Here is an 11632-nt window from a genome sequence, read left to right as displayed (position 1 = left end):
GACGTGTAAGCCGGGAAACAGGGATGATGGAAGCGTTGCCGCTGGCCGGCCTGAAAGTAGTTGAATTCACTCATATGGTCATGGGTCCGTCGATCGGGCTGATTCTCGGCGATCTCGGCGCCGACGTCGTCAAGGTGGAGCCCGAAGGCGGGGATCATACGCGCCGGCTGCTCGGATCGGGCGCGGGCTATTTCCCGATGTTCAACCGCAACAAGCGCAGCATCTGCCTCGATCTCAAATCGGACGCGGGCAAGGCCGCGGCGCGCCGGCTGATCGACGATGCCGATGTGATGATCGAGAATTTCCGACCCGGCGCGCTCGACAAGCTCGGGCTCGGGCCGGAGACCTTCCGCGAGAGCAACCCGCGGCTGATCTATTGCACCGCCAAGGGGTTTCTGACCGGCCCCTACGGGCATCGCACCGCGCTCGACGAAGTGGCGCAGATGATGGGCGGGCTCGCCTATATGACCGGGCCGCCCGGGCGCCCGCTGCGTGCGGGCGCGTCGGTGATCGATATCGCGGGGGGGATGTTCGGAGTGATCGGCATCCTCGCCGCGCTCGAGCGGCGGCACCGCACCGGCGCGGGCGGCGAGGTGAAATGCTCCTTGTTCGAGACGACCGCCTTCTTCGTCGGCCAGCATATGGCGCAGGCCGCGGTGACCGGCACCCCGGCGCCGCCGATGCCCGCGCGGATTTCGGCCTGGGCGGTCTATGACGTATTCGAGACTGCCGATCCCGACGAGCAATTGTTCGTCGGCGTGGTGAGCGACGCGCAATGGCAGGCGTTCTGCGGCGAATTCGACCTGGCCGACTTCGCCGCCGACGCGGGGCTCGCCGCCAATAACGATCGCGTGCGTCAGCGCGATCGCGTGCTGCCGCCGCTGCGCGCGATGTTCGCCGGGATGCCGCGCGACGCGATCGTTGCGAAGCTGGAGGCGATCGGACTGCCGTTCGCGCCGATCACCCGGCCGCAGGATCTGTTCGACGATCCGCATCTCACCGCGGCGGGCGGGCTGCTCGACGTGACGCTGGAAAACGGGCGGAAGGTGTCGCTCCCTGCGCTGCCGCTCGAAATCGACGGGCGCAAGCCGGGGCTGCAGCGTGACCTGCCGCTGCCCGGGCAGCATAATGGCGAGGTGTTGGGCGAGGGCGTGGCGCGTTGAGCCGGACGATTTTCGACAAGATCTGGGATGCGCATCGCGTCACCCGGACGCCGGGCGGGCTCGACCTGATCCTGATCGATCGGATCCTGCTCCACGAGCGCACCGGCGGCGTCGCGCTGCGCGGTCTGGAGGAGCGGGGGTTGCCGGTAGCGGCGCCCGATCAGGCGTTCGCGGTGATGGACCATATCATCGACACGCGCCCCGGCCGCACCGACCGGACCTTGATGCCGACCGGCACCGACTTCATCCTTGCGACACGCGAGGCGGCGGGGAAGGCGGGGATCCGGCTGTTCGATCTCGACGATCCGCAGCAGGGCATCGTCCATGTGATGTCGCCCGAACTCGGCATCGTGCTGCCGGGCGCGACTCTGATCTGCCCGGATAGCCATACCTGCTCGCAGGGCGCGTTGGGCGCGCTCGCCTGGGGGATCGGCTCGACCGAGGCGGAACATGCGCTGGCGACGTCGACGTTGCGGGTGCGCCGTCCGCCGCGGATGAGAATCCGGATCGACGGCGAACTCGCGCCGGGGGTGACGGCCAAGGATCTGGCGCTGGCGCTGCTCGGCCGCTTCGGGGTCGGTGGCGGCGCGGGGCATGTCGTCGAATATGCCGGCAGCGCGGTCCGCGCGCTCGATGTCGAGGCACGGCTGACCTTGTGCAACATGGCGACCGAATTCGCCGCCTTCACCGCGATCATCGCGCCCGACGAAAAGGTGATCGATTTCCTCGAGGGGCGCCGCTTTGCCCCGACCGGCGCGGATTGGGCGGCCGCGGCCGGGCATTGGCTGTCGCTTGCCAGCGACGATGACGCCCGCTTCGATGTCGAGCGCATATTCGATGCGCGGGACGTCGCGCCGATGATCACCTGGGGCACAAGCCCGCAGCAGGTGGTGGCGATCGACGGCGCGGTGCCGGCGCCGGGCGCGGGGCAGGGCACCACCGAGGGACAGGCGCGGGCGCTCGATTATATGGGGCTGGCGCCGGGGATGCGGCTCGCCGAACTGCCGATCGACGCCGCCTTCATCGGATCGTGCACCAACAGCCGCATCGGCGATCTGCGCCGCGCCGCCGCCTTGCTCCGCGGCCGGCACGTCGCGCCGGGGGTGAAGGCGATCTGCGTCCCCGGGTCGACGCAGGTCAAACGCGCCGCGGAGGCGGAGGGGCTGGACGAGATTTTTCGCGCCGCCGGCTTCGAGTGGCGCGAATCCGGCTGCTCGATGTGCTTCTTTGCCGGCGGCGAGAGCTTCGGCCCGCAGGAGCGCGTCGTCTCCTCGACCAATCGCAATTTCGAAAGCCGGCAGGGCCCCGGCACGCGCACGCATCTCGCGTCGCCGGAAACGGTCGCCGCTTCGGCGATCGCCGGCCATATCGCCGATCCGCGTCGGGTGGCCGCCCGATGAAACCCTTTACCACGCTCACCGCGATCGCCGCGCCGCTGCTCCGCGACAATGTCGATACCGATGCGATCATCCCCTCGCGTGAGATGCGCAGCGTGTCGAAAAAGGGGCTGGCCGACGGCCTGTTCGCCGGCTGGCGCTATGTCGCGATCGGCTCGCGCGAGCCGCAGCGCGATTTCGTGCTCAACCGGCCGCGCTATGCCGGCGCGCGGATCCTCGTCAGCGGGGCGAATTTCGGCTGCGGGTCGAGCCGCGAGCATGCCGTCTGGGCGCTGGCGGAATTCGGCATCCGTGCGGTGGTGGCACCGTCGTTCAACCCGATCTTCCAGGCCAATTGCATCGCCAATGGCGTGGTTCCCGTGCTGCTCGATCGCGATGTGGTGGCGGTGATCGCCGCGGCGCTCGAAGATGCGGCATCACCGCATCTCACGGTCGATCTGGATGCGCAAACCGTCTCGCTGGATCATGCGCGGGTCTGGCATTTCGAGATCGATCCCGATGCGCGCGAAGCCTTGCTGGCCGGACGCGATTCGATCGCGCAGACGCTCCAGCTCGCGGATCAAATCGCCGCGTTCCGCGCGCGCGATGCCGTCGCGCGCGCGTGGATCTATACCTCCGTCGAGCGAACCCGCCAGGCGATCACAGGCGATCCCTCGTCATGAGCCGCTCGAGATAGGCGCACAGCATATCGGCGAGCGCCGCGGCATAGCTTTCGATCTCGGCGGGGGTGCGCGATACCGAGGAAAAACTGCCGCCGACCTCGCTGAGCGTCGTCTTGACGAGATCGCTGGTGCGCGATCGCGCTTCCTCGGCAAGGTCGGGGAGGACCTCGCGCGTGAAGGCCCTGAAGATGTCCGCGCTCGCGGCGTGGACTTCGATCGCCTCGGGGGCGTCGCGATAGAGCGGCGCCGCGTCGTTGAGCGCGCCGCGGATCTGCGCCTCCTCGCATTCCGATCGGATGAAGGCATGCACCAGCGTCCGCAACCGATCGAGCGGCGCGACGCGCCTGTCCTCCAGGATCCCCCGCAACAGATCGGTCGTGCGTCGCCACTCGTCGCTCTGCAGCCGGAACAGGATCGACGCCTTGTTGGGGAAATATTGATAGAGCGATCCCACGCTGACCCCCGCGCGCTCGGCCACCCGCGCGGTGGTGAAACGCGCCGCGCCTTCGGCCGCCAAAACCTGAACAGCTGCGTCGAGCACCGCCGAAACCAGCTCGGTCGATCGCGCCTGCCGCGGCTGTTTTCGCGAGGAAACGCGGGTGGTTGGGCGAGGCATCGTTGCGGCTCCGGCCAATGCGAATAGGAAATGCGACGAACTATTCGTATTTTCCGGTTCGGGCAAATGCGGATTTGCCCGCTTATCGGAGATAATCAATGTCCACCTTTGTCGGCGCGCCCGTCGCGCCTCTTCTCGATCGTCTGTTCGCCGAGGCGGAAGCGGCCTCGCCCTTTGCCAGCCCGGCCTTCGCCTCGCTCTCCGCCGAGGAGCGCCGCCGGCTGATGCGGAGCAAGGACGACTATCGCGCGCTTTACGCCGAGCTGAAGGATTTTGCGCTGCCGGTCTCGCGCGAAACCGGCCGGCTGCTCTACATGCTGGCGCGCGCGACACGCGCCACCGCGATCGTCGAATTCGGGACGTCGTTCGGCCTGTCGACGCTGCATCTCGCGGCGGCGCTGCGCGACAATGGCGGCGGCCGGTTGATCACCAGCGAGTTCGAACCGTCGAAGATCGCGCGGGCCAAGGCCCATCTGGCGGCCGGCGGGCTGGCCGATCTGGTCGAGTTCCGGGAGGGCGATGCGCTCGCGACGCTGGCGACCGATCTCCCGGAACATGTCGATCTGTTGCTGCTCGACGGCGCCAAATCGCTCTATGGCGATATTCTGCAGCTGGTCGAAAACCGGCTCCGTCCCGGTGCGGTGATCGTCGCCGACAATGCCGATTATTGCCCCGATTATCTCGCGCATGTCGGCGCGGTCGCGAACGGCTATATCACCATGCCGTTCACCGACGATGTCGAACTGTCGATCCGGCTCGGCTGAGCCCGGCTTTCGGTGGTGCAGCCGAGGCTCGCCAGCGTCGCGCGCACGGCTTGGTCGAGCGGCGTATGCGGTTCCTCGCCAAGCTGCGCCAGCAACCGTGCATTGGTCATCCGCACCGGCTGGTGCCACAGATAGCGCATTTCCATGAGCTCGCGCGGCGTCGTCGCGACCAGCGCGGCGAGGCGGAGCTGCCACCACGGCAGCGGCCGGATCGGCACGTTCGGCGATCCCAGCGCGCGCGCAATGGCCTCGACCATCTGCGTGCCGCTGGCATCCCAATGACCCGCCATATGGAAATTGGCGAAATCGGGGAGCGACGGGCCGGCCAGCAGCCGCGTCATGGTTTCCGCGACATCGGGCAAATAGGCCCATTGATGCCCGATGCCGTGTCGGCCCGGGTTGCGGATCACCCCCGGCCGCCGACCGGGCGCGATCAACCCCTGGCCGAACCAATTGTTCGCCGCGCCCGGCCCGAAATAGTCGCCGGCGCGCAGGATCAGCGCGGTGACCTCGCGATTGTCCGACGCGGCGCGGAGCCGCCGTTCCATTTCGACGCGGATCGCGCCCTTGCGGGTGACCGGCCGCTGCGGCGCATCCTCGTCGAACTGGGGAAAGACATCCGGGCCGTAATTATAGACCGTCCCCGGCAGCACGATCCGCGCGCCGCTCGCCCGCGCCGCGCCGATCGTATTGTCGAGCATCGGCAGCACCCGCTTTTCCCAGTCGCGATAGCCCGGCGGGTTCACCGCATGAACGATGACATCGGCGCCGCGCGCGGCCGACGCCACTGCCGCCGGATCGAGCGCGTCGCCGACGATCGGCTCGCATCCCGCCGCCAGTCTCGCCGACGCACCGCGGGTGAGCGCCTTCACCTGCCAGCCGCTCGCCAGCATCCGCCGCATCATTGCGCCGCCGATCCCGCCGGTTGCGCCGAGAATGAGTGCTGTCTGTCTGGTCATCACCGTCTCCTTGTCTTGACGCGGCAAGGATGACGCGCGGCGAGCTTTACGAAAATTGATGAAAGTCGAAGATCTGCTATACGAAAATAGATGAACGGCGAACCGAGTTGGGATGTCTATCGCAGCTTCGCGGCGGTGCTACGCGAGGGCTCCTTGTCCGGCGCCGCGCGCGTCCTGGGCATGACCCAGCCGAGCATCGCGCGACATATCAGCGCGCTGGAAGATGCGATCGGCGGCGAGCTGTTCGTCCGCTCGCAGCGCGGCCTGTCACCCACCGACCGCGCGCTGGTGCTCCAGCCGCATGCCGAGGCGCTGGTGACCGCGGCGGCCGCGTTGCGTCGGACCGGAACCGGCCAGGCGGATGCGATCGAGGGCAATGTGCGCGTCAGCGCCAGTCAGGCGGTCGGGGTGATGCACCTGCCGCCGATCCTCGCCCGCCTCCGCCGCGCCCACCCAGCGCTGGCGATCGAGCTGGCGCTGTCCGACAAGGTCGATGACCTGCTTCAGCGCCGGGCCGATATCGCGGTGCGCATGGTCGAGCCGACCCAGCAGGCGCTGGTCGCGCGCAGGATCGGTTCGGTCCGGCTCGGCTTTCATGCGCATCGCGACTATCTCGCGCTGCGCGGCATACCCGCCAGCGCGGCCGAGCTGAAGCATCACGACCTCATCGGTTTCGATACCGAGACCGCCTATATCCGCGCGTCGATGCGGCATGTGCCGGGGATCGACCGCGCGATGTTCGCGCTCCGCGTCGACAATGATGCGGCGCAGTTCGCCGCGATCCAGGCCGGGTTCGGCATCGGCATCTGCCAGACCGCCGTCGCGCGGCGCGATCCCGCATTGGTGCGCATCCTGCCCGACGCGCTCGATCTGCCGCTGCCGATCTGGATCGTCATGCACGAGGATTTGCGACGCGGCGGACGCTATCGGGCGGTGTTCGACGCGCTGGCGGCAGGATTGTCGGCGGTTACCGAACGCGAGGGATAGACGCGCCCGGGCGGGCGTGTCACGCGGCGATCAGCCTGTCACCGGATTCGAGCACCTGCGTCGCCTTGCGCCACCGTTCGCGTGCGGCGGCTCGATAGCCGGCAAGGATCGTCGCATCATTGTCATCGCCCGCCGCGGCCAGCCGATGGGCGAGGTCCGCCGCATCTTGCAGCGCAAGCCGCAGGCCGAGGCCGCTGGACGGCTGCGGCGCGTCGACCGGGGCGCCGAGCTGCGTCATGCGGCCCGACGTGTCGATCGTCGCTGATGGCGGGGTTGCTGCGGTCCGGATCCGCCAGTCGCGCTGATCGCTGCGCGCGAATATCGCCTGCAAGGGCGGCGCCCAATAGCGGGTCAGCGAAGCGATCGCGCGGGCCATCGCGCCGGTCGACCCGTTCAGTTCTTCGCGCAGGCGAGGGCCATATACTTCCCAATAGACGTGGTCCGCGACCGGGGGCAGCAGGCAGTCGCCCGAAATCTCGCTAGCCATCGATCCGAAAGATCGGCGGAAGGTCATAATGTCGATCAGCGCGGCGACGCCGTCGTCGATAACGATCGTCGTGCCCGCGCAGAGCAGCCGCCCGAATGCCTGGCAATTCTCGGCGGTCGCCGGCGCTTTGCCGCAGATGTAGCGGGTATCGGTATGCGCGGGCGCCGCCGGATCGCCGATCGCGGAAAGCGCGCCCTCCGCACCGACCAGCAAGCGACCGGTCGCGCGCTCATTATTGTCGAAGAGCGCGACGATGCCCTCCGGGGTTTCTTCATATGCGCAGAGCCCGTAGCCGGGACGGACGTGAGGGGTGATGCCGCAAAGCAGGATCCGGCGCAGCGTCTCGGGGTAAACGCACAGGTCGGAGAGCCCTTTTGCCATGCCGTCCGGCTTCTCCGGCGCGCGGGCGGACAGCGATTTCAGGTTCGGATCGACGGACCACGGGTCGGAATCCGCGATCGACGCGGTTTGATAGAGCAAATAGAGCAGGTCGATCGGCAGGCATCGCGCGAGCGCCTCCTGCCCGGCTGCATCGATACGCAGACGATATCCGGCATCGTACGCGCGCGCGGCATCGGCCGGCTGGTAAACCGCGAACGGCAGCCCCGCGCGCTTCAGGCCATGCGCGAGGCACAGGCTGGCCAATCCACCGCCGGCGATCAGAATCGGTTGGTTTCGCATAATCGTCCTTTCGGCGCCGGCTATCACAATCTGCAAATGCGAATCAATCGCAAATTGAGATGGTTATTGCTATGACGCGCGGCGCCGTCGGGTTCGTCGAGGATCGGCTAGGTGCCCAGCACCTTGCGTAGCGAGGCCTCGATCTGGCCGCCGCAATAAGCGTCGCCATAATCCTCGCGCGCTTTGGCGGCGAGGCGGGCGAGCGGCGGCAGCGTGGCCACCCGCCGGGTCAGCGCGGCGGTCATCGGCGCGGTCTGCTCGAGGATCGCGCCGATCGCCTCGAACCGGTCGGTCATGGTCGACCATAAGGTGGCCGTGACGACATCGGCGACGCCCGGCAGCTCGCCGCCGAGCAGAAAGCCCGATTCCGCCTGCAGGCCATGCCGGCGGCCGGTTTCCTCCCACAGCGACATCCATTTCTCCAGGCGCGGGACGAAATCGCGCCAGCGTTCGCGCGTCCACATCAGGCGACCGCCGTCGAGGGTGATGTCGTCGATCACGTCGTTGGCGTCGTTGACGATCTTCATCGTGAGCGCGCGCAGCGCCGGGGTGGCGGGCATGAGATCGAGCGTTTCACCGAGATAGAGAATGATCGCCGGCATCTCGGCGATGGCGAAATCCGCCTTCGTGTCGACGAGCAGCGGCGGCCCCATGAAGGGGACCGGCATTTGCGCCGGCGTTCCTTCCATCAACCGCGCGATCGCGTCGTCGCCGTGCTCGGTCCAGGTCTTTCCGGCATGAGCGAGAACCGCGCGGACGAATTGACCGCGGAACGGCACCGACCAGTAATAGAGTTCGTAATCGGGCATAGCGGGGCTCCCAATCGGTTCGATCGTGGTCGAAACGCACCGGCGGGACATCCGAGCCGTCGTTCCGCTCTTGTCAGGTTGGCGGCGCGCGACGGCGCATTTCGCATTGCTAACGCGATTGCACTTTACATGATGTTGTTACGTAGAATATCTGCAAATAATCTACGCAAATAGCGACGTGGAGCGCCGTAGGACGATGATTCAGGGTTTCGACAGCAAGGTCGCGTTGGTGACGGGAGCGGCGACCGGGATCGGCCGGCAGACCGCGCTGGCACTGGCGGCGGCCGGCGCGCGCGTCGTGCTCGCCGATATCGCCGAGCAGGCGGGCGAGGAAAGCGCGCATGCGGTCGAGGCGGCGGGTGGACGCGCGATGTTCGTTCCGGGCGACATCGCCTCGGGCGACGATGTCGCACGGATCGTCAGGGCGGCGGTCGACGCTTATGGCCGGCTCGACTGCGCGTTCAACAACGCCGGGATCGCGCCGCGCGGCGCCGCGATCGTCGATATGGCGGAGGCCGATTGGGACCGCACGATCGCGATCAACCTCAAGGGCGTGTGGTGGTGCCTGAAGCACGAATGCGCGCAGATGCTGGCGCAGGGCGGCGGCGGCACGATCGTCAATACCGCGTCGATCATGGGGGTGGTCAGCGGGCCGGGGCTGGCCGCCTATTCGGCGTCGAAGGCGGGGGTGGTCGGGCTGACCAGATCGGTCGCGCTCGATTATGCGCGGCAGGGCATCAGGGTGAATGCGGTCTGCCCCGGCGGGATCGGCAATACCGCGATCACCGACGATCCCGCCAATCGCGCCGACATGGAACAGCTCGCGCAGATGACCCCGATGGGGCGGCTCGGCCGGCCGCAGGATATCGCCGATACCGTGCTGTGGCTGCTGTCGCCGCAATCGGGGTTCGTCACCGGCCAGTCGATCGTCGTCGACGGTGGCTTCACCGCCTGGTGAACGGCTCTAGCGGTGCAACGCCGTGTGCAGTGCCGCGGTGCCGACCGCCAGCGCCGCGTCGGCGATCGGGATCATCCCGAACAGGCTGACGAAGCCGTGAATCCCGCCGGCGGCATCGTGGAGCGTCACCGGCACCCCCGCTGCGTTCAGCGCCTCGGCATAAGCCACGCCTTCGTCATGCAGCGGATCGTTGCCGGCGACGACGATCGTCGCGGGGGCGAGCGATGCCGCGACCGGCGCCAGCGCGGGCGAGGCTCGGTGATCGAGCCGCGCGTCGCCCGGCGCATATTGGTCCCAATACCAGCGCATCTGCGTCGGCGAGAGGAAGCCGGGCGTCTCGACCGCAAAGGACGCGCTCGCGCAGCGCCCGTCGAGCACCGGATAGAAGAGCAATTGATGCGCCGGCGCGTCCGCGGTGCCGGCCAGGATCTGCGCCACCGCGGCGGCCAGATTGCCCCCGGCGCTGTCCCCGGCCACCGCATAATGCGCGGGATCGACGCCGAGCGCGTCGGCATTGCCGCGCGCCCAGCGCGCCGCCGCCACCGCATCGTCGATCGCCGCGGGAAAGCGATGCTCGGGGGCGAGCCGATAGTCCACCGAGAGCACGGCGCAATCGGCGTCACGCGCCATTCCGCGCGCCAGCCGGTCGTGGGTGTCGAGCGTGCCATGCACCCAGCCGCCGCCGTGGAACAGGATCACCAGCGGCGATCGTCCCTCGCCGGGGCGGTACAGCCTGGCGCGCATCGCCCCCGCCGGCCCGGAGATCGTGATGTCGCGCACCGCGGCGATCTCGACCGGGGGCGCGGGGAGCGGGGAATCAAGCATCATCCGCATCGCCCCCGCCTCGAACGGGTCCGGCAGGCGGAAGCCGCTTTCGGCCATTGCCCGCATCAAGCCTTCGATATGCGGATCGAGCATGCGTCTTCCTTGCGAGATCGGTGAGTGATTTCGCTGCAATCCGTGCCGAACGATACGCAAATAGTCAATTCGCTCTGTAAAAGTCAGCTATTTGCATATTTCGCCAATGTCTTTCCGCCGTAATCGACCGTCTATCTGTTGGCGTCCGGCGCAAGCTGCGCGGCGGCAGCGCTGATCTCCGTCGCGCGCGCCGGCCGTTTGACCGACGTGTTGCCCTTGCCGGTCACCCCGCGGGCGAGCTTGATCGAGCCGGCATAATTATTGCGGACGACGCCGCCGCCGTCGCCGACCATGATCCAGTTGTCGGTCACCCCATCGTTGGAGCGGCGGATCAGCAGCCGGTTGCCCTCGATCGTCAGGCCGGGGCCGTGCGGGCCGACGGTGATGCCGTGCCAGCCGGTGCCGATCAGGACGTTGTTGCGCACGGTGATGTTCGCATAGCCCCGCCCGCTCGCGTAAAGCTTCGCCTCGTCGCCGATGAAGATGCCTTGCACATGCGCGTTCGGCCCCGGATCGATGAAATTGCCCTCGATCAGCACGTCGTGCGCGGCGCGATCGTCGGGGCGCGTCAGGCCGGCGGTGAAAAACTGCACCGCGTCGGGGTGATCGCCCTTTGCGGGCCTGAACGGCCCCATGCGATTGTGCGCGATCGTTGCCTTGCTCGCGCCGACGAGCCGCACGCCTTCGCGCACGGTATCGAATCTGTTGCGGGTGAAGACGACCCCCACGGTGCGCATGAAGGTCGCGACGGTGCCGAGTTCGCGGAAAGTACAGCCGGTCACGGTGATATCCGCGCCGCCGCGCCCGTTGATCCCGCCGGTGGTGAGATTGCCGGCGTCGTCGACATAGCCGACGAACGTCGCGTTCCTGAACGTCAACCGCTCGGAGGAATAAGCGTCGACATAGGGCGCGGCGAAACCGTGCATCACCCGCTCCGCGGGCGGCGTTTCGAACCGCGTGCCATCAAACGTCACATTGCGCCATTGATCGAGGACCACCGGTCCGAACACCCCGCCCTTGATCGTCACGTCGTGCAGCCCCTTCACGCGCGCGAAGGTGACGCGACGCTCCCCGAGGTCGATTATCCCGCCCGGCCTGGCGGCTGCGGCGAGCGCAGCCCATTCCTTGCCGCTCAGCGGCCCGGTCGTGGGCTGGGCGTTGCAGGCCGCCACAGTGCTGAGCGCCAGCGCAGCGACGAACGACGCACGGATCATAACGGTCTCCAGACTGG

12 protein-coding genes are annotated in these 11632 nt (G+C 67.8%); 6 read left to right on the top strand and 6 right to left on the bottom strand.

Annotated features, from left to right (window positions below):
- The first annotated feature begins 26 nt into the window (after positions 1-26).
- The 3 genes from NED98_RS01045 to leuD are packed head-to-tail and all read left to right on the top strand — an operon-like array spanning position 27 to position 3222.
- Complete coding sequence (locus NED98_RS01045) at positions 27-1163, top strand: CaiB/BaiF CoA transferase family protein (protein WP_265311527.1); 1137 nt, start codon at positions 27-29, stop codon at positions 1161-1163.
- On the top strand, positions 1160-2563 hold the full coding sequence (locus NED98_RS01040; protein ID WP_265311526.1) for a 3-isopropylmalate dehydratase large subunit: 1404 nt from the start codon (positions 1160-1162) through the stop codon (positions 2561-2563). Before NED98_RS01045 ends, NED98_RS01040 begins: the two co-directional genes overlap by 4 nt.
- Positions 2560-3222: a 3-isopropylmalate dehydratase small subunit gene (gene leuD / locus NED98_RS01035; RefSeq protein WP_265311525.1), complete on the top strand. Its 663-nt coding sequence runs from the start codon at positions 2560-2562 to the stop codon at positions 3220-3222. Before NED98_RS01040 ends, leuD begins: the two co-directional genes overlap by 4 nt.
- On the opposite strand, the gene NED98_RS01030 is transcribed toward leuD, so the two are convergent.
- Positions 3200-3838 carry a TetR/AcrR family transcriptional regulator gene (locus NED98_RS01030; RefSeq protein WP_265311524.1) on the bottom strand — a complete coding sequence of 213 codons (639 nt, stop codon included), beginning with the start codon at positions 3836-3838 and terminating at the stop codon, positions 3200-3202. The two genes, leuD and NED98_RS01030, sit on opposite strands and share 23 nt — an antisense overlap.
- Positions 3839-3936: 98 nt before the next feature.
- Between NED98_RS01030 and NED98_RS01025 the strand changes: the two genes are divergently transcribed.
- Positions 3937-4602 carry an O-methyltransferase gene (locus tag NED98_RS01025; protein ID WP_265311523.1) on the top strand — a complete coding sequence of 222 codons (666 nt, stop codon included), beginning with the start codon at positions 3937-3939 and terminating at the stop codon, positions 4600-4602.
- Here the strand turns inward: NED98_RS01025 and NED98_RS01020 are convergent.
- Complete coding sequence (locus NED98_RS01020; RefSeq protein ID WP_265311522.1) at positions 4548-5561, bottom strand: NAD-dependent epimerase/dehydratase family protein; 1014 nt, start codon at positions 5559-5561, stop codon at positions 4548-4550. The genes NED98_RS01025 and NED98_RS01020 overlap by 55 nt on opposite strands.
- Before the next feature lie 90 nt (positions 5562-5651).
- Between NED98_RS01020 and NED98_RS01015 the strand changes: the two genes are divergently transcribed.
- Positions 5652-6548: a LysR family transcriptional regulator gene (locus NED98_RS01015; RefSeq protein ID WP_265311521.1), complete on the top strand. Its 897-nt coding sequence runs from the start codon at positions 5652-5654 to the stop codon at positions 6546-6548.
- A 19-nt stretch (positions 6549-6567) separates the two neighbouring features.
- Here the strand turns inward: NED98_RS01015 and NED98_RS01010 are convergent, their stop codons facing one another.
- Positions 6568-7716, bottom strand: a complete 1149-nt coding sequence (locus NED98_RS01010; protein WP_265311520.1) for an FAD-dependent oxidoreductase — start codon at positions 7714-7716, stop codon at positions 6568-6570.
- 107 nt (positions 7717-7823) lie between these two features.
- Complete coding sequence (gst, locus tag NED98_RS01005; protein ID WP_265311519.1) at positions 7824-8525, bottom strand: glutathione transferase, Atu5508 family; 702 nt, start codon at positions 8523-8525, stop codon at positions 7824-7826.
- 196 nt (positions 8526-8721) lie between these two features.
- Between gst and NED98_RS01000 the strand changes: the two genes are divergently transcribed.
- Positions 8722-9483, top strand: a complete 762-nt coding sequence (locus tag NED98_RS01000; RefSeq protein WP_265311518.1) for a glucose 1-dehydrogenase — start codon at positions 8722-8724, stop codon at positions 9481-9483.
- Positions 9484-9489: 6 nt separating this feature from the next.
- Here NED98_RS01000 and NED98_RS00995 read toward each other — a convergent pair whose 3' ends face one another.
- Together NED98_RS00995 and NED98_RS00990 are read right to left on the bottom strand one after the other, a co-directional pair.
- Entirely contained in the window at positions 9490-10401 is a 912-nt protein-coding gene (locus tag NED98_RS00995; RefSeq protein ID WP_265311517.1) for an alpha/beta hydrolase, read from the bottom strand.
- Positions 10402-10532: 131 nt separating this feature from the next.
- On the bottom strand, positions 10533-11615 hold the full coding sequence (locus NED98_RS00990) for a right-handed parallel beta-helix repeat-containing protein (protein ID WP_265311516.1): 1083 nt from the start codon (positions 11613-11615) through the stop codon (positions 10533-10535).
- Between the last annotated feature and the right edge of the window lie 17 nt (positions 11616-11632).

It is taken from the genome of Sphingomonas lycopersici, assembly GCF_026130605.1.
Taxonomy (GTDB): Bacteria; Pseudomonadota; Alphaproteobacteria; order Sphingomonadales; family Sphingomonadaceae; genus Sphingomonas; species Sphingomonas lycopersici.
This window is presented reverse-complemented; position numbering and strand designations above follow the sequence as displayed.